Origin of the sequence: Agrobacterium sp. 22117 (genome assembly GCF_052045735.1) — a bacterium.
Taxonomy (GTDB): Bacteria; Pseudomonadota; Alphaproteobacteria; order Rhizobiales; family Rhizobiaceae; genus Agrobacterium; species Agrobacterium cavarae.
This window is the reverse complement of the sequence record NZ_JBQEPP010000001.1, coordinates 876856-901876: the sequence shown is the minus strand read 5'-3', so window position 1 is coordinate 901876 and position 25021 is coordinate 876856. Positions and strand designations below refer to the sequence as shown.

The following is a 25021-nucleotide window of genomic DNA, read 5'->3' as shown; positions in this document are numbered from 1 at the left end:
ACGAATACCGACGAAGAAGCGGAAGAACCGTTGTCAGCATTGCCGCGGAAGCCGATGAAGCCGCGCAGAGCGCCGAGCTCGGTGTCTGTGCGAGTATCAACTTCGAACTGAGCGCGCGTGAATGCGTCCCAGTCAGAGGTGCCGCCGTTCGAGGTGCCAGCAGTCGTGCCGTCACCGCGCTGGAAATTGGTCTGGAAACGAACGTAGCCGCCGAACTTCAGGCAGGTTTCCGTACCAGGAATGTAGAAGAAGCCTGCGCCGAAAGCGTCGCAAACGCGAACGTATTCCAGTGGCTCAGGCTCAGCAGCAACGATCGCGTCAGCGGCCTTTGCGCCAGATACTGCTGCAAGAGCTGCAGCGGAGCCAATGAGAAGGCTCTTGATGTTCATGTTGACCTCCAGTCAAGTTTCATAAGGGTCTGGGTTCTTAAGCTGAAGGACAGCATTCCCTGCCCCATTCCCGTTTTTTTCGAAAACGAGCGATCCACCGCCGCGCTTCCGTTGCTGAAAATACAAAAGCTTTCGCCGGGCGCAATCGGCAAAGAGATTTATGACCGCTATAACTAGATGCTTCAGATAATCATGTTGCTTAAACAACACATTTAGAGCCGCAGCACTGTCCAATGATTTAACAAATAGTTAATAAAAACAAAGATGAAGCTCGAGCATTAGAGACTTAAAATAGACCGCGACCAACGTCGCCACTTTGGCAGAAGGCCGCGATGGTCAGCGCCTGATGGGGAACTTAACGGCCTTTCTGATGCCCAGTGCGGTAGGGCACGATACGTATGTGCGAATAAAAATCGCGTGAATCGCGATTTCCCTCAGAATGGAATCAGTTCGAGCAGCGACTCGATTCGTCGCGAACGCAGGGGTTCGGACTTGCCCTTGGAGTTATTACGAGCGAAAACTGGCTTGTCGGAAAGTCTTTTTCCACACTCTCATTAAAAGCGCTTGCATTCGTTTTTCTTACGCAATAATCAGGCGGCACCGGAGAGGTGGCCGAGTGGTCGAAGGCGCTCCCCTGCTAAGGGAGTATACGTCAAAAGCGTATCGAGGGTTCGAATCCCTTCCTCTCCGCCATTCCCCAATTTGTCCGAATCGAAGACATAGGTAAGTTTGTACCTAAGACATAGGTTACAATCTCCCGCCGAACGGCTTGAGTGCATTTCAATAAAACATTCTGATCCGCATCTCTCAGAAGTCATCTGGTACACCCTCCTATAGCCGAAATCGTCTATAGCCGAAATCGTCCACTCTTGTTGACCGGGCCCGATAGGGTCAGTTGGTTATCAAGCAGCAGAGGGACGACCGATGATTCCGGCTTGCTTCCTCCCGATCAAGAATATTAAAACAGCGATACCGGGTTGCAGCATAAGTAGATGCCTTAGGGCTTGTTTCGCGCATCTTTCATACGTGAGCGCGGCCTCGTTGGGCAGCGCTGCCGCGGAGCTTAAGTGCAATAAAATCGGTCCTGATCCTTACGGGCAGAAAGAGTCTTTGCTCGTGAACGGCTCAACTGGGGTCTTCAGCTACATCGCTGCGGACGGCAGCTTGCAAGTCGTCGAACTCAAATGCGCTTCATTCCTCGGCGACGAAGCCACCGACAAAGGTGGTCTTCTCTGTAGTTATGTGTTCGAACGCAAAGAGGGCCTCACCACTGAGCATTACCTGATCCATTCAATATCGAATTTCACGACACTCACTCGATCAGGCTTGGTCGAAAATTCTGAGCGCAAGAGACGAAACGCAGACCATTACGCCAGCGTCACGCAGGATATGGTGTTATGCGAGGGAACGCCGTAGAATCAGATATCCACCCTCCGACCCAAAGTAGCAACGATTTCACCTTCGTCCGCTATGGAACATTATCGAGTTTGGTCGCGTTATTGCCTCGGAAACAACATGAGGTGATTTCAGATGGCACAGACCAAATTGAACGTTGTTGATGATTCTCTCGAAAGCCAGATCTCGGAACTTCGCTCCCAGATCGCGTCTCTTTCCAAGTCGGTGTCGTCCCGCGCAGGCGCGATCTCCGAAGAGGCGTCCGACTTTGTAGATGAAGCAAAGGGTCGCGTACAGCGTGCAGCACACAGCGCGGCAGAAACCGTGAAGGCGCAAAGCCAAAATGTGGTGGAAGCGGTCAGGGAAAACCCCGCGACAGCGACATCGGTGCTGACGGTGGTTGGCGCGCTTGGCTTTGCTCTTGGCTATTTCGTGGCGAATGCCTCGACTCAGCACAAAAGCAGCAGCCTGTATCGCTGGCGCTGACAGCGTCTAGTTCAAGGGAAGGAAGGCAACGCCTTCCTGCCCTATTTTTATTTTAAACGGAGGAGTGACGTGCAATTCTCTCAGGAGATCGAAAACGCCCTCGCCGCCTTTGCGCGAAACAGCGGTGTTACTAGAGATGAAGCAATCGCTCGCATTCTCCGCGAAAGGCTGATTGCGGAAGGACATCTGGCATCCGGCCAGGAAGGCATTCCGCCGGAAAAGCTGAACGCCACCAATGACGACTGACGTTTAATAGCCAGACGGCTTCGGCACCGCCGTGCGACCCTTGTAGCGAGATGCAAGCTGGCGGAGCGTATTCGAGAATTCGAAGACGTCGGCACCCACCGCAACAAATGACGCACCCAACTCGAGATAGCGCTTATTGTAGGTCTCGTTGAAGGTCAAAATCCCGGCAGCCTTGCCTGCCGCAACAATTTTGCGAATCGCTCCCTCAATGACGTTCTGGACCTCCGGCTCATCGATCTTGCCGAGATATCCCATATCCGCCGCCAAATCGGCCGGGCCGATAAAGACACCATCCACACCTTCGATCTGAAGAATGTTATCGAGATCGGCAATCGCGGCGCGCGTCTCCGCCTGAATCAGAAGGCAGACATTGTCCGAAGCCTTTTGATTGTAATCACTGACACTGCCAAACGCCGATGCCCGGGCAACAACCGCACCCATGCCGCGAATGCCGCGCGGCGGATAATGCATGGCGGATACGAGCGCACGGGCCTGATCCGCAGAATCCACCATCGGAACCAAGAGCGTGCGCGCACCGGCGTCGAGCATCTGCTTGATAATCCAGCTTTCACCCGTTGGCACGCGCACGACGGGTTCGGCCGGCGATGTCGAGAGGGCGCGCAACTGCTCTATAATGCTGCGCAGATCGTTAGGACCATGCTCGCCATCGATGACGAGCCAGTCAAAACCAGCCGTGCCGGCGATCTCAGCAGTAATCGCCTCGCCCATATCGAGCCAAAGCCCGATCTGTGGTTCACCCCGGTGGATAGCGTTCTTGAAGCGGTTCTCAAGGGTCGGCATGGCAGTCCTCATGTCAAAAGCAATTTTAGGTCGGCGGTATGGTCATCAAGCACAGCGCGGTTCGGCCGCGCGCCAGCGTCGAGCAGCTTCTTGCCAGTGACGTAGGCCTTGGCATCATTGATGGCATCCACGGCGAGGAGGCGGCCTTGCCTGAAATACCAGACAGAGTGGCTGCCTTCTCGTTGACCCGGGCGCAGCACTGTTTCGTCATAACCTGCGTTGAAGCCGGCGATCTGCAATTTTACGTCATACTGATCCGACCAGAACCATGGCTTCGGTCGGTAGGGTTTATCTTCCCCTGCGAGCACCAGCGCTGCGGCTTCCGCCTGATCGACCGCGTTCTGCACCGATTCGAGGCGAACGGCAGCACCCTCCATCGGTAGAAGCGTGCAGTCCCCCATGGCATGGATGTCCGGGTCGGATGTGCGGGTGAATTCATCCACAACGATCCCATTGCCGACCTGCAAACCCGACTCACGAGCCAGGCGGTCGTTCGGCGTCACGCCAATGCCGGCGATAACGAAATCGACGTTGAGCGTTGAGCCATCGGAAAGCTCCGCCTTCGTCACACGTCCATCTTTCCCGTCCAGCCGAACGAGGCCCGTTTTCTCGCGAATGGAAACGCCTTTTGCGATGTGAATGTCGCGCATGATGGTCGCAGTTTCGGCTGAGGCGACGCGCTGAAGAATGCGATCCGCCATCTCGATCAGCGTCACCTCAAGCCCAAGCTGGCGCGCAACGGCTGCCGCCTCAAGCCCAATGTAACCGCCACCAATCACCAGCAATCGGCGGCGGGGCTGCATTTCCTCCATCAGACGATCGGCATCGCGCTTATCGCGCACTGTCAGAACGCCTTCCAGATCTCCCCCCACACCCGCCGGAAGCTCACGCGGCGCAGCGCCCGTCGTCAGTGCAAGCTTGTCATATTCCAGCAGAGAGCCGTCCTGCATCCGCACGGTCTTAGCCTCACGGTCGATCTCCTCCACCCAGGTCGAAAGGCGGATATCGACATTGTTCTCCACAAACCACTCGGCCGGGCGAAACTCCAGTCGATCGAAGGTCATCTCTCCCATGAGATATTTTTTCGAGAGCGGCGGACGCTGATAGGGAAGCACGTCTTCCGAGCCGATGATGGTGATAGGGCGATCGTCCTTCAAAGAACGAAGCTTGGCAGCAAGGGCGAAGGCTGCCTGTCCAGCGCCAACAATGACCAATCTGCCTGCCATATGAGATGCTCCACCCAAACCGTCGTCTCGATTACCAGCGAAGGCGTAACGGCAAGTACGCTTCACGTCAACCACGCGCTTACGCTCTCGCCTGCGTGGATCAACCAGCCCGGCGCAACCTTCTGCATGCTATAATGTTTTAGCGATGAGACAGGTGAGACTGATGGCGGGGTTGCAAAGGTCCGAAACGAAACAGAAGGATCGATTCCTAGTGATTTCATTCAGGATCCGGCAAGGTCGCAGGCATATCATTCAGGAACGAGAAGAGACAATCGGGAGGTTGTCATGACACTCAATATCGATATCAAGGCAAAGGATACGGTTCCGCAAGACGAGATGTATGAGAAGTATGTGATCGACCGTCCTGGCAAGATCACGTTCATCGGCCATCATCTCAGTACCAGCAACACAATGCGCTGCCTCATCCGCAAAATCTCTCTTTATGGCGCGGATATCGAAGTCAGTCCGCATCTCGACCTGCCCAGTAATTTCTACCTCGAAATTATCGGCATTCGCGATGAGATCGGTTGCACATTGATCCGCCGGGAAGACGAGAATGCATCCGTCGGGTTCAACATGCTGATTGACCCCGAGTTTCTGCATCATATCCGCCGCTTGAGTTTCGAGACATCGCTCTGATGAGCCCGGACTTCGACTGGCGCGAAAAACTCGCCTAAAACCGTCGCATTCATCCCGGCCTGCCTTGCGCAGGCCGATTTTGTTTCTATTGTGAGCCCGTCCGCCTCAAGAACCACGGAACGTACTGAAATGTCCGCCTTTTCGCGCTTTACGCCTCTCGCCTCCTCGCTACCCTCCACCGTCCCATTCGTCGGCCCGGAGGCCATCGAGCGGACTCGTAAATTGGCGGTAAAAGCGCGTATCGGCGCCAACGAAAGCGGCTTTGGTCCCGCCCCATCCGTCCTGGAAGCCATGCGCAATGCTGCGCATGAAACCTGGATGTATGCCGACCCGGAGAATTACGAGTTGCGTGAAGCGCTCGCCATCCATCATGGCATTTCGCGCGGCAATATCGCCATCGGCAGCGGCGTGGATGGACTTCTCGGCGAAATCGTCCGGTTGGTGGTTGAGCCGGGTACACCCGTCGTGACTTCCTTCGGCGGATATCCGACATTCAATTATCATGTGAATGGCTATGGCGGCCGGCTGGTGACGACGCCCTATCTCGACGACCACGAAAATCTCGACGGTCTGCTCGATCTCGTCATCAAGGAAAATGCGCCGCTGGTGTACTTCGCAAACCCGGACAACCCGATGGGAAGCTGGTGGGATGCAAACGAGGTTCTGACATTTGCCAAGGCCCTGCCGGAAACCTGTCTGTTGATTCTGGACGAGGCCTATTGCGAAACGGCGCCCGAGAGCGCCGTTCCCAGCGTTCGCGCCATGATCGGCATGCCGAATGTGCTGCGCATGCGCACCTTCTCCAAGGCCTATGGCCTTGCAGGCGCACGCGTGGGCTACGCGATCGGTACGCTTGGCAATGCTGAAGCCTTCGACAAGATTAGAAATCACTTTGGCATTTCGCGAGTTTCCGTCGCGGCAGCGCTTGCAGCCCTGAATGACCAGGCCTATCTGCGCGACGTCGTCAAGCGTATCGCCAATGCACGTGAGCGCATCTCCACCATTGCTCGCCAGAACGGCCTGTCGCCCCTGCCCTCCGCCACGAACTTCGTTGCGATCGATTGCCACAAGGACGGCGCTTATGCGAAGTCGATCGTGGATGGCCTGATGGACCATGGCGTCTTCATCCGAATGCCAGGCGTTGAGCCGCTAAACCGCTGCATCCGTGTCAGCGCTGGCCCCGATGACAAGCTCGATCTTTTCGCTGAGGCTCTGCCCAAGGTTCTCCAGTCACTCGGCTGATATCAAGACAAGAAAAAACCGTGCCAGCCTTGTTTCTGCCGGTCACGGTTTTGATCTCGTTGCAAGCGTGCGGCTTTACCGTCTTCGTTTGCGGGTATGGCTGGTGTTCCGACCGGGACTGGAGGGACCAGTCGAAACGATTGGCAATCTTTTGATCGCTCCGTCTTTTTGAATTGTCCTGGAATTTAGTGTGTGGTCATCCAATCTCGAGCGGCGCGAAGGGCTGCTGCGAGGTCTGCCTTGGTCATGTTCCGGGCAAGATCGGCGCGCAACGATGCTGCTCTTTCCGAACCCTTGATGGCTGCGATGTTCAGCCACTTATGGGCAGCAACGAGGTCCACCGGGCATCCCCGGCCTGTCGCATAGATCAGGCCGAGATTGCAGAAGACATCCGCGCGGCTTTGTCCACCGGCAACTGCCAACTCGATATCGCACATTTCAAATCTTGCCATTTTTCTAGTCCCTGTTTGCCCGTATTCTTCCTGTTTTGGTGCTTCTCTGCGGAAGCTTTCAGCCTGGGAACGCTGCCGTCTTCTGCGGCTTTTTCGTTTCCTGCTGTTGTCAGGTTGTCCCTGCTCTTTGTTGACCTCACTATGCCAAACGGCTTTCAACGGGCGCTTAAAATCCATGATTAACGGGGGCCAAACAAAGTCCAAACGATTGGTAAAGTTGGATTTTTGTTAAATATGGGAAGGCCTGCAAATTAAGGATTTTCCACGCAATTTTACGAAAAGTTTACGGATGGATTTAAACGCTTTGCTAACCACGGCAGAAGCTCGCGATTTTTCGGTGCAGCAATCTTCGGCGTCGAGCGCGTCAAAAAATTCGTCACGAGGCTCCACCCCATGTTTCCTTTTACGTGAACGTCAACTATAAAGATTGGCATTCGCATGGGAGTTGCGAAGGCGGACGGCGACGATGCGCTGTCGCGCCTGGTTTGGATTGGGAGGTCCATATGAAGAAATTGACGATTCTCGCAGGTCTGGCATTTCTGATCAGCAGCAGTGCCTTTGCTGCCGAAGCCATCGAAGGCAACTGGAAGACGGCAAGCGGCGAGACCGCAGCGATTGCCAAATGCGGCTCTGCCTTCTGCGTGACGCTGAAGACCGGAAAACATGCGGGCAAGCAGATCGGCAAAATGACGGGAAGCGGCGACAACTATGCCGGCGAGATCACCGACCCTGCCAACGACAAGACCTATAGCGGTTCCGGCACCGTATCAGGCAACTCTCTCAGCATGAAGGGTTGCGTATTGAAGGTGCTGTGCAAGTCGCAGACCTGGACAAGACTTTAAACATCTGGGGCAGCCAAGGGCTGCCCCTTCTTCATTTAAAATGGTGAAACGGTTTCCAGATGTTCACTCTTCCCATCAGGGATGAGGCATAAGAACCAGCCGAAGTGCGAACCCGATCAATAGGGCGGCGAAAGTCCAACTCTGTGCGCGCTGGGCAAGTGGACGTCTCGACATCCAGCCGCTCAGCAACGAACCGGCGGTCGCATAGGTCAGGTCGAAGGCAAGGCCGACAACCACCAACGTCATTCCCAGCATCAGAAACTGAACGCCCAGCCCCTGCTCGCCCGGTACAATGAACTGTGGCAGCAAGACAGAGCAGAACAGCAGCGCCTTCGGATTTAGAATATTGGTGAGAAAGCCCCGCCACAGTGCCGTGCCGTGCGAGGACGATTGTTTTGGCCCGCTGATCTGAACCGCGTCATCTCCACTATATTCCGATCTTAGAATCTCCAAACCAAGCCAGAGAAGATAGGCGGCACCGACAAAGCGGACCACTTCGAATGCCATGGGGCTCGTCGTCAACAAGGCTGCCAGCCCCAAGCCCGCGAACGCCACATGGGCGGCTCTTGCAAGCGCCAAACCTGCGCCTGTTGCGATAGCTGGACCGCGCCCTGCACTCGCACCGGTTTGCAGGACAAGCACCATGTCTGGCCCCGGCAACAGATAGACGACAACCAGCGCGCCGACGAACAGAATGAACTCGCTCATGATCAAGCCTCAAGATAATGGTCGGCGCAAACTAGATCAGGGACTTGAGGCGTGTCCTTGCGAATTGTATCAATACAAATGACGATAAAGCACCGTTTGTGCCAATAATAGATCGATTTATGGTGGTTTATGCCAAATCTTAAACTTGATGCAATTGACCGCCGAATTCTCACCGCGCTGCAGCGGGATGCGCGTCTGACCAATGTCGAGCTTGCCGAAGAGGTTGGATTGTCGCCATCCCCCTGTCTGCGGCGGGTTCGTGCGCTGGAGAAGGCAGGCGTCATTCGGGGTTATCATGCGAGCCTGGACCGCGCCGGTCTCAGTCTTGGGTTGACGGTTTTCGTTAGCGTCAAAATCGAGCGCCATCAGGACGCTTCTGCCGCCGCCTTCAGAGAGGCGGTCTCCGTGCTGCCAGATGTCATTTCATGCCATCTTGTCTCCGGCGAGGCTGATTTTCTCTTGCAGGTCGTCGTGCCCGATCTCGCGGCTTACGAACGGTTGCTGGTGGACCGCCTGCTGAAACTTCCAAGCGTCAGTGACATTCGCAGCAATTTTGCCATCCAGACGGTCAAATCTGAAGGCCCTTTGCCGCTCAGTCACCTGCCCAGCGCGGAAACTTAAACAGCAGGACCAATACAACCTTAAGACGTTTCGTCTTTGCGGGTCTGTCATATCGCTGTGATAAACCCGCTTTAGTTGCCCTCTCTAGAATTGTTCGAAACGACGACAATGGAGAGCGCCATGACCAATATCGACACAAGCAAGCTAAGCTGGGACGAGTGGGACGAGCTGCAAAATCCGCCCCCAGCCGTGACCGATTTCGACCGCGTCGTCGAATCCGCCATTTCGCGCCGCGGTTTCCTTGGCGGTGTGCTCGCCTTTGGATCTGCCGCCGCGGCTCTCGGTACGCTGGGCAATCTCGCGACGTCCACGTCCGTTCAAGCCCAGGACGCAGCCTCCCGCTTCCCGTTCAAGCCGGTGCAAGCGGCGACTGATCACACCGTTCATGTGCCGGAGGGTTATAGCTGGAAACCACTTGCCAAGTGGGGGCAGCCACTCTTTCCGAACGTGCCGGATATCGACCCCGCGAAGGGCGTCAGCCTGGAGAACTCCGACAAGGTCTTCGGCGAGAATACCGACGGCATGGAGCTCTTCGTGGTCGGTGGTCATCAGTTGATTGCCGTGAACCACGAATATGTGAACAACGAAACCAACCTCCCCCACCGCGAAAAAGGCATGCCCGCCAATCTGGATGAGGTGAAGATCCTTCAGCACATGCAGGGCGTGACTGTCATGGAAGTGGCGGAAGGCAAGGATGGCTGGGAGATTGTCGTCGATAGCCCGTTCAACCGCCGTATTCACCACAACACACCGATGAAGCTTTCGGGACCCGCTGCCGGCTCCGATCTCGTCAAGACCGCAGCCGACCCGAAGGGTGTCGACTGTCTTGGCACTTTCAACAATTGCGGCGCCGGTCGCACGCCTTGGGGCACCTATCTAACCTGCGAAGAAAACTTCAACGGCTATTTCGGCTCCACCGATGCCAACTTCAAAATGCCGGATGACTACAAGCGCTACGGCATCGCCGCCGAGACACGCTACGGTTACGAGAAGTTCGACGAGCGCTTCGATGTGTCGAAGAATCCCAACGAGCCGCGTCGTGCTGGCTATGTCGTGGAGATCGATCCGTCCAACGCGTCTTCCACACCGATCAAGCGCACCGCACTTGGCCGCATCAAGCATGAAAATGCTGCCGTGGTCGTAGCGCGCGATGGCCGTGTCGTGGTTTACATGGGCGACGATGAGCGCGGCGAGTTCCTCTACAAGTTCGTCTCCAATGGCATCTACGTGCCAGGCGGTGACACCTCGAAACTTTTGGACGAAGGCACGCTTTACGTGGCGAAGTTTACCGATGAGGGCAATGGCGAGTGGGTGGCTCTGACGCCGGAATCGACCGGAATGAAACCGGACGAAATCTCCGTCTTTACGCGCCAGGCAGCGTCGAAGGTCGGCGCCACGACCATGGATCGCCCGGAATGGGTCGCAATCAACCCCGTCGCCATCGAAGCCTATTGCGCGCTGACCAACAACAGCCGCCGCGGCGAAGTAAAGGACGGCAAGATGCGCACCAATGCCGGTGGCGATGTCATGGCTATCAACGCCGCCAACCCGCGCGAGAAGAACGAATATGGCCAGATCGTTCGCTGGTATCCCGCCAATGACGATCACGCCGACGGCAAGTTCAAGTGGGATCTGTTCTGCATGGCCGGCAATCCGGATGTGCATAAGGACGCCTATGCGGGCTCCTCCAACATCAACTCCGGCAACATGTTCAACTCGCCGGACGGCATGATGTTCGACTCCACTGGCCTTCTCTGGATCCAGACCGATGGCGAAGACAGCAATGAAGGCCAGTTCGCCGGTCAGGGCAACAACCAGATGCTGGCGGGCGACCCGGTTACCGGCCGCATCGAGCGTTTCCTGACGGCGCCAAAGGGTTCGGAAGTAACTGGCCAGACATGGTCGGCCGACAAGCGCACCCACTTCGTCGGTATACAGCATCCGGATGCCCCCTTCCCGGATGGCGAAGGCAAGCTGCCGCGTTCGACCGTTATTGCGATCAAGCGAAACGACAATGCAATGATTGGCTAAGGCTCAAGAAGACGACACGACATGGAGGCGCCGTTCATTGCGGCGCCTCTTCTCATTTTACTCAGCAGACCCAACGACTATGCCAAGTCTTGACTTCTTGCAGAACGTTGGAGGTTCGTGAGGCTTGGGATATTCGACGGGTGGACAATGCCAAGCCGCTCAGGTCCGCACGTAAATCAGAACCTTCTAACGCATTGAACTATCGAGGTTGATCTGCCAGTCTCCGTCCGGGGGTATTTGAACTGGAGGAGAATGAGTTGCGTTTACTTCTGCCCTATATTCTTGTCGCCACCTGCATCGTGAGCGGACCTGCCATGGCAATCGATCCACCTGCGGCACCACCTGCCGACCGGCCCTTGAATGAATTCGTGACCGCGGTCGAACAAGACGGCTCCATCACCTTCCGTCTCTTCGCGCCTTCGGCGAAAACGGTCTCTGTCGTGCTAGGCTCTCGTGCGCCGATGGAGATGAAGAAGGCCGAGAACGGTCTGTGGAGCGTAAAGACCGAGGCGCTAAAGCCTAACCTCTATGAGTACTACTTCAACATCGATGGCTTCCGCAGCATCGATACCGGCACGAATATGCCGAAGCCCCAGCGTCAGGTGAACACCAGCCTGGTTCTCGTGCCGGGGAGCGTTCTCGATATCCGCGATGTGCCCCATGGCGAGTTGCGCCGGGTGACGATCCCATCGAAGGCACTGAAATCGCAGCGCCAGACCTATGTCTATACGCCGCCGGGCTATCATGATGAGACCAAACCGCTGCCGGTCCTCTATCTCTATCACGGTTTTGGCGACACGGTGGACTCGTGGGTGACGCAGGGTCGCGCGCCGCAGATCCTCGATAATCTGCTGGCGGAGAAAAAGATCGAGCCCATGATCGTCGTCATCCCGGATACCGAGGCGGATATCCCGGAGGCAATCGCGGAAAACTTCCCCGCTGCCGATCGGCGCAAGACCTTTTACCCTATCAATGCCGACGCCATTGATCGCGAACTGGTAGAAGACCTTATCCCCTATATGAAGGCGCATTACCGCGTGCGAGACGATGCGGATGGGCGGGCGATCGTCGGCCTGTCGCAAGGTGGCTACCAAGCGCTCGTCTCGGGTCTGACCCATCTCGGCACGTTTGGCTGGATTGCGAACTTCAGCGGGGTCTCAACGACCACGGTGCCCAACAAGGCCGTTGAAGCCGCGCTCAGCACGCCGGAAAAAATCAACGAGAGCCTGCGCAATTTCACCGTCACCGTCGGCACGGAAGATCAGGTGACCGGCAAAGACATCGCCGGGCTGAAAACCATCCTCGACGACAGGAAGATCAAACACGAATACGTGGACTATAAGGGCCTCGGCCATGAGATGGATGTCTGGCGTCCATCGTTCGAGGCCTTCCTGCAGAAAGTCTTCAAGCAGTAGCGCGCTCTGCGTTCTTCTGGGCGCAGAAGTGACGCGCTTACTGTTTTGAAGTGCGTCGTTCTCTTCCGAAAATCGATTTCGGTTTTCGGGCTGATACGATAGCGACCCGTAATAGTACCAGTCGTCTCGACATCTTTTTGCGCGCGACGGCTGGTCCAAACGATGCGATATGTGAGCGGCTACGGGAAAAGTTTAAGAGACGGTTTCTCGCGCTGATTTCCATTCCGTCCTTGCAAAACCGAAAATTGAGCCTATATTGAATTTATCGACCATTGCTTGTGACGTCGGTCCAGAGCCTAGCTCCCGTCGGATTTCCTCTCAAAACATCGATCTAATCCCGCAAGGTATTTCGGGACAAACAACGATTGCTACGAAAGGAAATCGTTATGAACACTGGTACTGTAAAGTGGTTCAACGCCACCAAGGGCTTCGGCTTCATTCAGCCTGACAACGGCAGCACGGACGTTTTCGTTCACATCTCCGCTGTTGAACGTGCGGGCATGCGCTCGCTCGTCGACGGGCAGAAGATCAGCTTTGACATTGTCCAGGACCGCAAGTCCGGCAAGAACTCTGCTGACAATCTTCAGGCGGCATAAATTGTCTCTCGCTGACGCTGACCACGGATGTACTGGCAGCAGACGCTGAGTGACTGAAGAAAGGTCGGGCCTATCGCTCGGCCTTTTGTCTTTATGGCTTAGGAGAACCCTGATGCCAAAAACGCCTTACAAAACCGGCAATATCATCGTCTTGAAGCCCAGAAGTAACGGCGGTCATGCCTCCCAGCAGAGCGCCCGGGTTATCGCGGCAATGCCGGAAACACAGGGAAGCAGACGTTACCGTATTCGGCTCGACGGCGAAAATTTTGATCGCACGGTTAGTCAGGACGATATCGATCTTGCGGCAACGGCCAAGCAGACGCCTGTTGCCGTTGCTACCAAAGTCTCCGAACCGGGCGGTTGGATCAACCACGACCTCGTCCGAACACGAAAATAGCGGTGTAGAACCGAGTTAGGAAAAGCCTTTGCAAGTCCTCGTTAGAGATAACAATGTCGATCAAGCGCTTCGCGTACTGAAGAAGAAGATGCAGCGCGAAGGCCTGCTACGCGAAATGCGTGCGCGCCAGTCTTACGAGAAGCCTTCGGAAAAGCGCGTTCGCGAACAGGCCGAAGCCGTTCGTCGCCATCGCAAGCTTGCGAAGAAGAAGATGCAGCGTGAAGGCCTTCTGCCTGCACCGAAGAAAGCTGTCCGCACGCGTTGACAGCAACAGCATCGGTCCGAAAATCGAGCTCGATCTTCGGAAAACACGATGGGTAGATTGAAGTAGGAGCGTCCTTTGTGCGTCTAGAGAGACGCACAGCGCTCTATCGCAATGAAAGGGTTTCAAAATGACCGCTACGAAAGATGAATTCTTCAAGCCCGGCAAACTGACCCCTCAGCAAAAAGCCTCCGCAACCAATGATGCCGTTTCTCAGATTCTGGCTGCGGAAACCGCACAGCGCCTGAAGAAGACAGAGCGGCTGCGTGAAGCGCGCCTTGCGCGCGAAGCCGAGACCGTCATCGTCACGCCAGCCGCGCCGGCGAAGAAGAAGGCTAAGGTCCGCGTGTGAGCGTTTCGCCTTTGAGCGGAACGCGCTTTTCACGCACAAGGAAAGCTTCTCAAGCTTTAATCACACGTCTTGTTCTTCCAGAATATCAGTCCAACTTTTCAGGGTGCGACTGGTAACCCCAGTTTCCCCTGCTTGGCATGTCTTGCGTAAGCAACGATACGCCCTTCTTAAGTGCCGAGACGAGCGAAATTTTCAGTATGTTTGAGATGGCCAGTTTGCCCTACAGCGCTCAATAAGCCACAGCTAAAAAGTAGAAGTTTTTGGCCAGTCGTTGCACTGATGCACCGTTGATCCGGCCAATTTCCTTTTCTGTCCTCTCGGACGGATCATAGGCTACGAAGTATTCTTCGGTGGAGCCTACTATCCCGAAGCTCCCCACCCAGAATAGCATTTCACCGTTTTCATTCAGCGGCTCTCGTTTCACTTGCTCCAGGTAGCCGCTCTTGTGCAGCAGGAAGTATGGCATCACGGGATATGACGACACAAACAAACCAACGGTTAGAAAAAGTGCCGGAAACGGCCCAATAATCATCGACAAAATATTGCGCCACCGTCTCATGCAGACGAGGAATATGAAGATCGCGATATGGGCTATAGCGACAAATAACACGAGGAGAAAGGTCAGTAAAAGTGGCAATACCGCGTCTACGTTTGGGAAGAACGGGGCGATCATGGCGGGAGAAAACACCGCGATCCAGACCCAGCTAAAGGCCAACGTCCACCCATCGTCCGAATCCGCACACTCTCGTTGAACCGCGGCGCCAGTGTCCAATGTCGTTGCTGAATGATGTGCTCCGACGGAGCTATCATCTTCCACGTCATTAACCTCCCTGAACCCCACATGAACCTGCCTCTCAGGGTTGGTTCAGTCCAACTGTGGCAATGTCATGTCCAGAGTAAGGGATGGCAACAACAAGGGGAATGGACATGGCAATCTTGATACGTCGCTTCAGCATCATCGTTCTTCTGATGGCGATTTTCGCCATCTCGTTCGCCGCCCTCGTGGTCAATCCCAATCGCAGCTTCCAGCGCATCAGTGTCGGCACTGCCTATACCTGCCAGCATGGCTTTTCGCCGAGCTGCCACGTGACCTTGTGAGGCCGGCAATGAACAGAAACTTCTCTAACGCGCTCTTCTCCGGACTTCGGGTGTTTATCATGGCGTCGGTTTTTCTAGGTCCATTTGCAGGACTTGCCGTCTACAAGGCCGATACAAGGCCGGTCTCCAAAGGTGTCGGCTTTGTGTTGCTGATGAGCTTGCAGCGCGGGGCTATCGGCTGAGCCGGTTTTTGCCAGCTTTTTCAAAATGCACATATTTCTGTCGCTTGCCTGTCGAAATAGGCTCCCTATAATGGGCCATGACAATAGCAAAGCACACGATTCCGCCCCTCGCCTTCATAACGCCAGAGCCTTTCGCGCCACGGACTTTCGATGATCCGAAAGAGGCCGTAGACGCGCTGACGGCGCTCTATGATCGCAACACCGATTTCCTCATCAAATCCTTTACCGATCTTGCCAAGGGCGCACCCATCGAGGGTCGCTACCGCGCCTGTTATCCGCAGGTCAGCATGGAGACGTCGACATTCGGACATGTCGATTCCCGCCTCTCCTATGGTCATGTAACCTCGCCCGGTGTCTATACGACCACGATCACACGGCCGCAGCTTTTCCGCCATTACCTGAAGGAACAGCTCGGGCTTCTGATCAAGAACCACGGCGTCCACGTCACTGTCTCCGAATCGGCAACGCCCATTCCGCTGCATTTCGCCTTCGGCGAGGGCGCCTATGTGGAAGCGTCTGCGGCCTCTTCGCTCTCAGACGTGCCGCTGCGCGACCTCTTCGATACGCCGGATCTCAACAACACCGACGATCTGATCGCCAATGGCGAATACGATCAGGTGCCGGGCGAGCCCGCACCGTTGGCGCCCTTTACCGCCCAGCGTATCGATTACTCGCTGGCGCGGCTCAGCCACTATACGGCGACCAGCCCGAACCACTTCCAGAACTTCGTGCTCTTCACCAACTATCAGTTCTACATCGACGAGTTTGCCACATGGGCACGCAAGCTGATGGCTGATGGTGGCGATGGCTATACCGCCTTCGTGGAGCCCGGCAACATCATTACCCATGCCGGATCGGACCGGCCCGAGACGGACATGACGCTTGGACGTCTGCCGCAGATGCCTGCTTATCACCTTAAGAAGAAGGGACATGCGGGTATCACGCTCGTCAATATCGGCGTTGGTCCGTCTAATGCCAAGACGATCACCGACCACATTGCCGTTCTTCGTCCGCATGCCTGGCTGATGGTCGGCCATTGCGCGGGCTTGCGCAACAGCCAGCGTCTGGGCGATTACGTGCTGGCCCACGCCTATGTGCGCGAAGACCACGTGCTGGACGACGACCTGCCCGTCTGGGTACCGATCCCGGCGCTTGCCGAAGTGCAGCTTGCGCTGGAAGGCGCGGTGGCGGAAGTCACCGGCTATGAAGGATTTGAGCTGAAGCGCATCATGCGCACCGGCACGGTTGCGACCATCGACAACCGAAACTGGGAACTGCGCGACCAGGCGGGCCCGGTGAAGCGTTTGTCGCAATCACGCGCCATCGCGCTCGACATGGAATCGGCAACCATCGCCGCCAACGGCTTCCGCTTCCGCGTGCCCTATGGCACCCTGCTCTGCGTCTCCGACAAGCCTCTGCATGGCGAGTTGAAGCTTCCCGGCATGGCAACGGAGTTCTACCGCACCCAGGTGGCGCAGCATCTGCAGATCGGCATTCGCGCCGTCCAGAAACTCGCAGCCATGCCCACGGAAACACTGCATTCGCGCAAGCTCAGAAGCTTCTACGAAACGGCGTTCCAGTAGGTCTCTGCTCTGGCGCTATTTTCGCGTCGGCACGAAAAGCGCCAGAGCCGTTCCAATCAGCGACGACAGGATAACCAGCAGGTGGAGGTTGACGGCCGCCTGGCCGAGTACCGATAGCGCATGCTCTTCAGCCGACGCTCCGAAACCGATCGCACCTGCCGTGATGCCTGCCGGGTAGGTACCGACGCCTCCTGGTGCATGAACCGGCAGCACGGAAGACAGTTCACCACCGAGGGCTCCACCAAAGCCCGCCGGCGGACTGATCTCTCCCATCAGCATCAGCACCCAAGCCAGCACGGCGATCTTGACGAACCAGTTGATCAGCGTGGCAACCCACGCTCGTAGAAAGGCGTTACCGTCCACCGGCAGCCCTGCCCTTAGCTCTGCAATGACCTTGGCAAGCTTGGTCGACGATCTTCGACCGACGAGACCGAAAGCGAAGTCACGCGCGAAAAATCCCAGCGCGGGTAGAAGCAGAAATGCCAGCCAACCGGTCCATATCCACACGCTTCCTTCTTCCAGCGCCCACCCCATTCCGGCTGCAGCCAAAAGTGCGTGCAGATCGAAGAGCCGCATGACCAGAAGGGCAGAGGTGCCGCGCAGAAGGTTGACGCCGAACTCTCGCCTCATCAGCAACGGAAAGCTGGTCTCGCCGCTTCGAAACGGTAGCATGATGTTGAGAATGTTGTGGAGCTGAACAACACGGAAAAGCGTCGCAAAGCGGCGTTTCGTTTCCTGCGGGAAGTAGTCGTAAATGCGCCAGGTGCGCAGAAGATAGGTGGCGACGAGAAGCAACAGTGCCAGGGCAATCGTCCCCCAGCCGGCATGAGACCAGAGGCCCATGATCGTGCCCCAACCCCACACCCATTGAATGAAAGCGGCGTAGGCGACGATGACGACCACCATGCCGAGCGTCATTGCGTTGCTTGCAAGCAACGCTGCCGGTTTGATCCTGTGTGAATTGTCTTTCAAATGACGGCCTAACTGGACAACTGGCGTGGTGACGCATATCCCGAAATTGAGCGTCTTAATAAAGTCTTACCGGGGAAGCCTCGTGCCCACAACGACAGCCCTTCGAAGCGAAATCCCGACGAGCACTGCGCCGGAATTATCGCTTGTCGTGCCGATTTTCAATGAGCAAGAAAGCGTTTGCCCTCTGATAGAGCGCGTTCTTGACGCGATGACAAGCTACCCTGGCACCTGGGAACTGATCCTCGTGGATGACGGCAGCACGGATGCGACGATCGTCAATGCCAAATCCTATCTCGGTCGCGATGGGCTTGATCTCAAAATCGTTGCGCTTCAGCGCAATTTCGGCCAGACGGCTGCGATGCAAGCGGGCATCGACACCGCAAAAGGGCGACTGATTGCCACCCTTGATGGCGATCTGCAAAACGACCCCAAAGACATTCCGATGCTGGTGGCCGAACTCGAACGGCGCGAGCTTGATCTTCTCGTTGGCTGGCGTAAGAACCGCCAGGATGGGCTGGTGCTCCGCAAAATCCCGTCCTGGATTGCCAACCGGCTCATCGGCCGCATCACCGGCGTGCGTCTGCATGATTATGGCTGCAGCCTGAAAATCTATCGGACCTCGGTCATCAAGCAGGTCAAGCTGATGGGCGAGATGCATCGCTTCATCCCGGCCTGGGTAGCGGGCGTCGTGCCGAGCAGCCGGATCGGCGAAATGGCGGTCACCCACCACGCGCGCCAGTTCGGCACGTCGAAATACGGGATCTCCCGCACCTTCCGAGTCATCCTCGATCTGTTGTCGGTCATGTTCTTCATGCGCTACAGGGCGCGGCCGGGGCATTTCTTCGGTTCTCTCGGCCTTGGCCTCGGCGCGCTTGCTGTCGTCATCATGGCCTATCTCTTCATCGAAAAGTTCATCCTCGGCAATGACATCGGCACACGCCCGCTGCTGATGGTGTGCGTGGTCCTGTCGCTCTCGTCCCTGCAATTCATCACCACGGGGATATTGGCGGAAATGATTGCCCGCCTCTACTACCGCGACGACCGCACGCCGAACTACATTGTCAGCAAGACCTTCACCTCAGACGAGACCTGACACGATGCGCAAGGTTTTCTCCCGCAATCTCGATTTAACGTTGATCCTGATTGCAGGATATTTCCTCCTTGCCTTCGTCGTCCGCATTGTCCGTTCCTCGGCCCTGGAAATTGACGAAACCCAACAGGCGCTTCTGTCCCAGCACCTGCTGCTCGGATACGGCTCCCAACCGTTCCTTTACACCTGGCTACAGCATGGCGTAAACGTGCTCGTCGGCCCGTCGATCGCGTCTCTCAGCCTGTTGAAGAACGGGCTGCTTTTCCTCTGTTGCTTGTTCTTCTGGCTGACAGCCAGGCTTTTGCTGCGCGACAGGACACTGGCCAATATAGCAACGCTCGGCGTGCTGACGATGCCCACTGTCTTCGTCATGGCGCAGAGGGATTTGACCCATACGGTTCTGGCGCTGTCATCCGTCGCTCTGTTTTCTTACGCTCTTTTCATGACGCTGAAGGCTCCGAGCGTCGGCGGTTATCTCCTGACAGGGCTTGCCATCGGCATCGGCGCGATTGCCAAATATAACTTCGTCTTCGTTCCACTTGCAGCCGTCGTTGCCATCGCAATGGACAAGGATCTGCGTCAGCGTCTGTTCGATTGGCGCATGTTGTTGACGATCGGCGCAGCTGTTGCGCTTGTGCTGCCGCACTGTCTTTGGGTGGTAAACCATTTCGATATCGCCACCACACAGACAACACGCGAAATGCGCGATATCAGCGACAGCACCACGCTTTATGCTGTCGATGGAACGCTCGATCTCCTGGTCGCCTTCCTGAAAAGTGTCGCCCTGCCCTCAGCAATCTGTGCCGCTCTCTATTTCCGCGACATCAAAACAATTTTGCGAGCGAGCGATCAATCCACACGCCTCGTCGGTCGTATCATTCTTTTTTCGATGATCTTTGTGCTGTTGATGGTCCTGGCCATGGGTATCACGCATATGCGGCAAAAATGGCTTGCCGTTTATGTGCTGCTGTGGCCGCTATACCTCTGTCTCAAAGTACAGGCCGCGGGTCTGTCCGGTGAGCGGAAGCTCAAGCCAATGCTGACGTCCACCTTCACGCTGGCCATTGGTTTCCTCGGCGTTCTCCTCGCACGCGGGCTTGTCTCTCCCCATTTCGAGCGATACTCGCTTGTCCACATTCCCTATGACGGATTTGCCGAAACGCTTCGCCATGAGGGTCCGTTCAAGCCTGACTATGTCATTGCTTTCGGCGGGCTTGCGGGTGGAAACCTGAAAATCCAGTTTCCCGATGCGATGGTCGTGACGACGGACACTGATATCGAGACGATCCCCGCGCTCTGGCCGGCTGGCGCAGTTATCCTGTTGGTCGATACGAAGGACGACGGGGAATCGCCCGAGGATTTCAAGGACGCACTTGCTTCGCTTGCTGAGCGCGTTTCACTTCCGGCGCCGACAGACATCCGTCATGTCAACGTGCCCTATGGCGCCTCTGGCCGTAGTCACACGTTCTACTATTCGCTCGAGACTGCCCAATCCAATTAACGCGATTTGATCGTTGGCTCCACGCGGATGGGGAAATTGACGGAGTTGGCGATAAAGCATTTTTCATGCGCATCGGCGTGGAGTTCTCGTGCGGTCTGCGGATCTCCCTTTGCGAGGGTGATCACAGGCTTCAGGATCACCTCGGTGAAATGACCCGCGCCGTCCCGCTTCAAAACCATGGTGCCCTCGGGCTCATCCACATAGTCGCTGACCACCACGCCTGAGACAGCGCAGAAATGCAGATACCAGTGCTTGTGACATGCGGAGATGGAGGCAAGCAGCAGCTCCTCCGGATTCCAGCGTGCCGGATCGCCGCGAAAGGCCGGATCGGAAGAGCCGGCAATATCCGGCTTTCCATCTGCCGAGATGACATGATCGCGGTCATATTCCCTGTAGCCGGATGTGCCCGTCCCGCGGTTGCCCGACCATGTGACCTTGAGGGTATAGCGATGCTCGTGATCGGCCATCGTCAAACTTCCGTGGTGTCGCGCAGGTGGTCCAACCCCTTGCGCAGTGTTTCAATGATCTGATCGACCTCGCCGCGGCTGACAGTCAAGGCGGGAGACGCCAGCATGCGATCGCCGGTGGCGCGCATCACCAGCCCATTGTCCAGGCAGTGGTTGCGGACCATGGCGCCAATATCGTCCGGCTCGTCGAAACGCTTGCGCGTCGCCTTGTCTGCCGTCAGTTGCAAGCCGCCCATCAGGCCGACATTGGCCGCCTCGCCCACCACCTCGTGGTCCAGCAGGCTCTGCCAGCCTTGATTGAAATACGGGCCGATATCATCGCGCACCCGCTCGACCAGTCCTTCCGCCTCGATGATACGAAGATTTTCGAGAGCCGCCGCAGCGCAGACCGGATGGCCTGAATAAGTAAAACCATGGTTGAAATCGCCGACTTCCGTCAGCATCACCTCGGCCACGCGGTCCGATACCAGCACACCGCCAATCGGCAGATAACCGGATGACAGGCCCTTGGCGATCGGTGCGAGATCAGGCTCGTAACCGAATTGCTGGTAGCCGAACCAGGAGCCCAATCGCCCAAAGCCACAGATCACCTCATCGGAGACCAGCAGAATATTGCGCGCCTTGCAGATGCGGGCAATCTCTGGCCAATAGGTCTCCGGTGGGACGATGACGCCACCTGCTCCCTGTATGGGTTCGGCGACGAAGGCAGCGACATTCTCCTCGCCCAGTTCATCGATCTTGGCGTCCAGCTCACGTGCCACCTTGAGGCCGAACTCTGCCGGTGAGAGATCGCCGCCTTCCGCATACCAGTAGGGTTGGCCGATATGGCTAACGCCTTCGATCGGCAGATTGCCCTGCTCGTGCATCCAGGTCATGCCGCCAAGCGAAGCACCGGCAACCGTAGAGCCGTGATAGCCGTTGCGCCGTGCAATCACCTTCGTCTTCGTTGGGTGACCGAGCGCCTTCCAATAGACCCGCGCCATGCGAAACCACGTGTCTGTGGCCTCGGAACCGGAATTGGTGAAGAACACGTGATTCATCGTCGGCCCGGCATGGGAGGCGATCTTCTGTGCCAGGAGAGCCGCGGGCGGTGTGGTGGTGCCGAAGAAGGCGTTGTAGTAGGGCAGCTCGTTCATCTGCCGCGACACGGCTTCGGCAATCTCGCGGCGACCATAGCCGATGTTGACACACCAGAGACCGGCAAAGGCATCAAGATATTTCTTGCCGGTGCTGTCATAGATGAAAACGCCTTCGGCACGCTCGATGATGCGCGTGCCGGTGGCATTCAGCTTTCCCATGTCTGAAAAGGGATGAAGATGATGTGCAGCGTCGATGGCAGCGAGGTTGGAGACTGGTCTCGATAAATCGTTCACGCCTTGTGTGCTCCCTGGTCTGGTGACAGGAAGCATGGCCGCTGGTTGTTGATTTTGCAAGCGACGGCTACGACATCGGGCCGAAAATGGGTATCCCGTTTCGGGCAAGCGCGATGCGTATATTCAAAGAGTTACGGTGCGCTTTTGCGTGCTAGAGGACGGTCTAAAGCCCGGATCAGACGTTGGCAAAGTCCTTGGCGACGATGACCTTCAGTTCACCGGCGTGAATTTTGAGCTCGACATCGCGCTTCATCGGCAAGAGTTCGCCGTCGATGACGCAGCGCACGTCATGCCGCCTCTTTGGAAAATGCAGCTCGGCACGTTCGACCGCCATCGCCGTAACCGCCGCGTTTTCCTTCAGCCTGCCGCGCATAATATCGATCGCAAGACGCGCGACGCCAGAGGGGCTCAAGGCGTCAGCCACGTAAAACCCCAACCGGCCGCGAGTGATATCATCTGCCACCAATAGAGGATTGGGACCGAATTCATTGTTGGAGGCCGAGATGGCGCAAACCTTCCGGTGCTGGGTTTCACCGGCAACAGTGAATTCCACGTCGAAGGCCGGCGGATTTAATACGACGCTCACGGCAGCGCGGATGTTGGCCCGGATTTTCCCAAGCCTTGAGGCATATTGCATGCGGTCGCGGTAGCGCACCATGCGCGCGTGCAGTCCTGCGGAGAACTGATGCACGAAGGGATGGCCATTGGCACTGGCGATATCGACGTTCTGCACATGGCCTTGGGCCAGCGTGTCCACCGCTTGCCAGATATCGAGCGGTAGTTTCAGGGATCGCGCAAAAAGGTTCATGGTCCCCGCCGGCACCACACCGAGGGCAATGCCGTGTTTCCAGGCAATGCCTGCCGCAGCAGATATGGTGCCATCGCCGCCACCGGCAATCAGGCCGTCGAGCCCTGCATCATCGGCAGTCCGCTCCATCTCCTGAACGATATCCTTGCCGGAAACCAGACGGCATTCGATCTGGTGACCCGCCTCTGAAAACACCTTCCGCGCATGGTCGCAATAAGCGTCCAGATCGGTGGTCTTGAACGTTCCGCCATCGCGGTTGAAGATCGCAACCAGCCTCATCTATCCATCCAGTTATTGTGCACGAAGCGCGACCTAAATCGCCGAGCGTCAAAAGGGTTCCATCGGCAGTCGGTCAATCCGGAATTCGTAGAATCAAACACTACCGCGACGCACAAAAACATGATAGAAGCAACATAAGGTCATTTTGGTGGCCAGCATCTCCAGTCAGGGCAGATCGGCAATGTCGATCTTGCCCTTTTTTCTTCGTGAACGTCTCTTTGTATGGGCAGCGTTCCGTCGCAGCCAGGAAACCCATGAGCCAAAGCAGTCCACGCGAAAACCGTTCCGAAGCGGCAGACGATGCTGTTGCGCCGTCGGCGCAGACCAGTCTATCACCCCTTTCCATCGCGCTCATCGAACTGGCACTTGCCGCCGGAGGCTTCGGCATCGGTACGGGTGAATTTGCGATCATGGGTCTCTTGCCGGAGGTGGCAACGACCTACGGGGTCAGCGTCCCCGTCGCCGGCCACGTCATTACGGCCTATGCGCTCGGCGTCGTCATCGGCGCGCCGATCATCGCGGTTCTTGCTGCGCGCCTGACACGCCGTGTGCTTCTGCTTTCGCTGATGGGCCTGTTTGCTGCCGGCAATATCCTAAGCGCACTTGCGCCGGACTTCTGGACATTCACTGCTCTGCGCTTCATTTCCGGATTGCCGCACGGCGCCTATTTTGGCGTTGCTGCCCTTGTGGCCGCATCGATGGCGCCGATTCACAAGCGTGCTCGTGCCGTCGGTCGGGTCATGCTGGGCCTCACCATCGCCACGCTTCTCGGCACGCCTCTTGCCACCTTTTTCGGTCAGCTGTTTTCCTGGCGGGCAGCCTTCTTGATTGTGGGCGGCATTGCGCTGTTGACGGTAGCGCTTCTCTTCCTGTTCCAGCCCCGCGATAAGGTGCAGGACGGTGCCAGTGTCTGGCGAGAACTCGGTGCCTTCCGCCGTGTGCAGGTGTGGTTGTCGCTTGCCATCGCCGCCGTCGGCTTCGGCGGCATGTTTGCCGTGTTCAGCTACATTGCCAAGACCACCACGGATGTCGCCATGATGCCGGTGTCCGCTGTGCCCATCGTGCTGGCACTCTTCGGCATCGGCATGAACGTCGGCAATGTCGTCGGCTCGCGTCTGGCAGACCTCTCCTTGAACGGCACGATCGGCGGCATGCTGGCCTTCAACGTCGTCCTGATGACGATCTTCGGGCTGACGGCGCACAATCCCTATATGCTGTGCCTCTGTGTCTTCCTGATCGGCTGCGGTTTTGCCGCCTGCCCCGCCGTCCAGACCCGATTGATGGATGTGGCAGCCGATGCGCAGACGCTTGCCGCCGCCTCCAACCATTCAGCTTTCAACATCGCCAACGCCCTTGGTGCCTGGCTCGGCGGCTTGGTCATCGCGCTCGGATATGGCTACGCCTCCACCGGCTATGTCGGCGCCATTCTGTCCTTTGCCGGTCTGCTGGTTTTCATCGTTGCCGTTTTTCTGGAGCGGCAGGAAAAAGTCCGCAGCGTCTGAAGCGTGTCGCAATTCTTCAGATTCGCTCCTTACGCTTTCGCTCTGTGTTTTGTCGCATGTCGCCAT

General features: G+C 56.8%; 29 protein-coding genes and 1 tRNA gene. 20 read left to right on the top strand and 10 right to left on the bottom strand.

The window, feature by feature from the left end; genetic code table 11:
• Positions 1-389: porin (locus ACTJKV_RS04350; RefSeq protein ID WP_440598477.1), on the bottom strand; the 389-nt coding region annotated here is incomplete at its 3' end.
• A gap of 602 nt (positions 390-991) precedes the next feature.
• On the opposite strand from ACTJKV_RS04350, the gene ACTJKV_RS04345 reads away from it, so the two are divergent.
• From ACTJKV_RS04345 to ACTJKV_RS04330, 4 genes are all read left to right on the top strand, one after another.
• Positions 992-1082 (top strand) — tRNA-Ser (locus tag ACTJKV_RS04345).
• Between the two features lie 348 nt (positions 1083-1430).
• Positions 1431-1805 carry a hypothetical protein gene (locus tag ACTJKV_RS04340; protein ID WP_274103808.1) on the top strand — a complete coding sequence of 125 codons (375 nt, stop codon included), beginning with the start codon at positions 1431-1433 and terminating at the stop codon, positions 1803-1805.
• Between the two features lie 114 nt (positions 1806-1919).
• Positions 1920-2270, top strand: a complete 351-nt coding sequence (locus ACTJKV_RS04335) for a hypothetical protein (RefSeq protein ID WP_062425683.1) — start codon at positions 1920-1922, stop codon at positions 2268-2270.
• Positions 2271-2339: 69 nt separating this feature from the next.
• The gene (locus tag ACTJKV_RS04330) at positions 2340-2516 is read left to right on the top strand and encodes a hypothetical protein (RefSeq protein WP_274103809.1); all 177 of its coding nucleotides are present in this window, start codon (positions 2340-2342) and stop codon (positions 2514-2516) included.
• 3 nt (positions 2517-2519) lie between these two features.
• On the opposite strand, the gene ACTJKV_RS04325 is transcribed toward ACTJKV_RS04330, so the two are convergent.
• Both ACTJKV_RS04325 and ACTJKV_RS04320 read right to left on the bottom strand, forming a co-directional pair.
• Positions 2520-3317 (bottom strand): aldolase/citrate lyase family protein, encoded by a 798-nt coding sequence (locus tag ACTJKV_RS04325; protein WP_440598476.1) that lies wholly within the window; start codon positions 3315-3317, stop codon positions 2520-2522.
• 8 nt (positions 3318-3325) lie between these two features.
• Positions 3326-4543, bottom strand: a complete 1218-nt coding sequence (locus ACTJKV_RS04320) for an NAD(P)/FAD-dependent oxidoreductase (RefSeq protein ID WP_113262032.1) — start codon at positions 4541-4543, stop codon at positions 3326-3328.
• Positions 4544-4828: 285 nt separating this feature from the next.
• Here ACTJKV_RS04320 and ACTJKV_RS04315 point away from each other — a divergent pair, with 285 nt between their 5' ends.
• Complete coding sequence (locus ACTJKV_RS04315) at positions 4829-5182, top strand: hypothetical protein (protein ID WP_062598278.1); 354 nt, start codon at positions 4829-4831, stop codon at positions 5180-5182.
• Between the two features lie 129 nt (positions 5183-5311).
• On the top strand, positions 5312-6424 hold the full coding sequence (locus tag ACTJKV_RS04310) for a pyridoxal phosphate-dependent aminotransferase (protein WP_113262033.1): 1113 nt from the start codon (positions 5312-5314) through the stop codon (positions 6422-6424).
• Between the two features lie 185 nt (positions 6425-6609).
• On the opposite strand, the gene ACTJKV_RS04305 is transcribed toward ACTJKV_RS04310, so the two are convergent.
• Positions 6610-6876 carry a tetratricopeptide repeat protein gene (locus ACTJKV_RS04305; RefSeq protein ID WP_113262034.1) on the bottom strand — a complete coding sequence of 89 codons (267 nt, stop codon included), beginning with the start codon at positions 6874-6876 and terminating at the stop codon, positions 6610-6612.
• A 503-nt stretch (positions 6877-7379) separates the two neighbouring features.
• Between ACTJKV_RS04305 and ACTJKV_RS04300 the strand changes: the two genes are divergently transcribed.
• Positions 7380-7718 (top strand): DUF2147 domain-containing protein, encoded by a 339-nt coding sequence (locus tag ACTJKV_RS04300; RefSeq protein WP_062425689.1) that lies wholly within the window; start codon positions 7380-7382, stop codon positions 7716-7718.
• Between the two features lie 75 nt (positions 7719-7793).
• Here ACTJKV_RS04300 and ACTJKV_RS04295 read toward each other — a convergent pair whose 3' ends face one another.
• Entirely contained in the window at positions 7794-8426 is a 633-nt protein-coding gene (locus ACTJKV_RS04295; RefSeq protein WP_440598475.1) for a LysE family translocator, read from the bottom strand.
• A 129-nt stretch (positions 8427-8555) separates the two neighbouring features.
• Here ACTJKV_RS04295 and ACTJKV_RS04290 point away from each other — a divergent pair, with 129 nt between their 5' ends.
• The 7 genes from ACTJKV_RS04290 (at position 8556) to ACTJKV_RS04260 (ending at position 14100) form a co-directional block, all read left to right on the top strand.
• Positions 8556-9047: an Lrp/AsnC family transcriptional regulator gene (locus ACTJKV_RS04290; RefSeq protein WP_343107719.1), complete on the top strand. Its 492-nt coding sequence runs from the start codon at positions 8556-8558 to the stop codon at positions 9045-9047.
• Positions 9048-9167: 120 nt separating this feature from the next.
• On the top strand, positions 9168-11078 hold the full coding sequence (locus ACTJKV_RS04285; protein ID WP_440598474.1) for a PhoX family protein: 1911 nt from the start codon (positions 9168-9170) through the stop codon (positions 11076-11078).
• 257 nt (positions 11079-11335) lie between these two features.
• Complete coding sequence (locus ACTJKV_RS04280; protein WP_440598473.1) at positions 11336-12493, top strand: esterase; 1158 nt, start codon at positions 11336-11338, stop codon at positions 12491-12493.
• A 386-nt stretch (positions 12494-12879) separates the two neighbouring features.
• Positions 12880-13089 (top strand): cold-shock protein, encoded by a 210-nt coding sequence (locus tag ACTJKV_RS04275; protein ID WP_062425694.1) that lies wholly within the window; start codon positions 12880-12882, stop codon positions 13087-13089.
• A gap of 112 nt (positions 13090-13201) precedes the next feature.
• Positions 13202-13486, top strand: a complete 285-nt coding sequence (locus ACTJKV_RS04270; protein ID WP_062425695.1) for a hypothetical protein — start codon at positions 13202-13204, stop codon at positions 13484-13486.
• Between the two features lie 28 nt (positions 13487-13514).
• Positions 13515-13751, top strand: coding sequence for a 30S ribosomal protein S21 (rpsU, locus tag ACTJKV_RS04265; protein WP_062425696.1), 237 nt, complete (start codon positions 13515-13517; stop codon positions 13749-13751).
• Positions 13752-13878: 127 nt separating this feature from the next.
• Positions 13879-14100 carry a hypothetical protein gene (locus ACTJKV_RS04260; RefSeq protein ID WP_113179394.1) on the top strand — a complete coding sequence of 74 codons (222 nt, stop codon included), beginning with the start codon at positions 13879-13881 and terminating at the stop codon, positions 14098-14100.
• A 229-nt stretch (positions 14101-14329) separates the two neighbouring features.
• Here the strand turns inward: ACTJKV_RS04260 and ACTJKV_RS04255 are convergent, their stop codons facing one another.
• The gene (locus ACTJKV_RS04255) at positions 14330-14917 is read right to left on the bottom strand and encodes a hypothetical protein (protein WP_312804915.1); all 588 of its coding nucleotides are present in this window, start codon (positions 14915-14917) and stop codon (positions 14330-14332) included.
• Between the two features lie 110 nt (positions 14918-15027).
• On the opposite strand from ACTJKV_RS04255, the gene ACTJKV_RS04250 reads away from it, so the two are divergent.
• From ACTJKV_RS04250 to amn, 3 genes are all read left to right on the top strand, one after another.
• Positions 15028-15198, top strand: a complete 171-nt coding sequence (locus ACTJKV_RS04250) for a hypothetical protein (RefSeq protein ID WP_162686453.1) — start codon at positions 15028-15030, stop codon at positions 15196-15198.
• 8 nt (positions 15199-15206) lie between these two features.
• Positions 15207-15380 (top strand): hypothetical protein, encoded by a 174-nt coding sequence (locus ACTJKV_RS04245; RefSeq protein WP_312804914.1) that lies wholly within the window; start codon positions 15207-15209, stop codon positions 15378-15380.
• 77 nt (positions 15381-15457) lie between these two features.
• Positions 15458-16963 (top strand): AMP nucleosidase, encoded by a 1506-nt coding sequence (gene amn, locus ACTJKV_RS04240; protein ID WP_062425698.1) that lies wholly within the window; start codon positions 15458-15460, stop codon positions 16961-16963.
• A 15-nt stretch (positions 16964-16978) separates the two neighbouring features.
• Here the strand turns inward: amn and ACTJKV_RS04235 are convergent, their stop codons facing one another.
• Positions 16979-17881 (bottom strand): lysylphosphatidylglycerol synthase domain-containing protein, encoded by a 903-nt coding sequence (locus ACTJKV_RS04235; protein ID WP_113262090.1) that lies wholly within the window; start codon positions 17879-17881, stop codon positions 16979-16981.
• A gap of 136 nt (positions 17882-18017) precedes the next feature.
• On the opposite strand from ACTJKV_RS04235, the gene ACTJKV_RS04230 reads away from it, so the two are divergent.
• On the top strand, positions 18018-19028 hold the full coding sequence (locus ACTJKV_RS04230) for a glycosyltransferase family 2 protein (RefSeq protein ID WP_113262038.1): 1011 nt from the start codon (positions 18018-18020) through the stop codon (positions 19026-19028).
• A 4-nt stretch (positions 19029-19032) separates the two neighbouring features.
• Complete coding sequence (locus ACTJKV_RS04225; protein WP_113262039.1) at positions 19033-20526, top strand: ArnT family glycosyltransferase; 1494 nt, start codon at positions 19033-19035, stop codon at positions 20524-20526.
• Here the strand turns inward: ACTJKV_RS04225 and ACTJKV_RS04220 are convergent.
• From ACTJKV_RS04220 to ACTJKV_RS04210, 3 genes are all read right to left on the bottom strand, one after another.
• Positions 20523-20993 carry an OsmC family protein gene (locus ACTJKV_RS04220; protein WP_113262040.1) on the bottom strand — a complete coding sequence of 157 codons (471 nt, stop codon included), beginning with the start codon at positions 20991-20993 and terminating at the stop codon, positions 20523-20525. The two genes, ACTJKV_RS04225 and ACTJKV_RS04220, sit on opposite strands and share 4 nt — an antisense overlap.
• Before the next feature lie 2 nt (positions 20994-20995).
• On the bottom strand, positions 20996-22366 hold the full coding sequence (locus ACTJKV_RS04215) for an aspartate aminotransferase family protein (RefSeq protein WP_162741942.1): 1371 nt from the start codon (positions 22364-22366) through the stop codon (positions 20996-20998).
• Positions 22367-22541: 175 nt separating this feature from the next.
• Positions 22542-23453, bottom strand: a complete 912-nt coding sequence (locus ACTJKV_RS04210; RefSeq protein WP_111847756.1) for a diacylglycerol/lipid kinase family protein — start codon at positions 23451-23453, stop codon at positions 22542-22544.
• Positions 23454-23707: 254 nt separating this feature from the next.
• Here ACTJKV_RS04210 and ACTJKV_RS04205 point away from each other — a divergent pair, with 254 nt between their 5' ends.
• The gene (locus ACTJKV_RS04205) at positions 23708-24955 is read left to right on the top strand and encodes an MFS transporter (protein ID WP_274103818.1); all 1248 of its coding nucleotides are present in this window, start codon (positions 23708-23710) and stop codon (positions 24953-24955) included.
• The last annotated feature ends 66 nt before the right edge of the window (positions 24956-25021 follow it).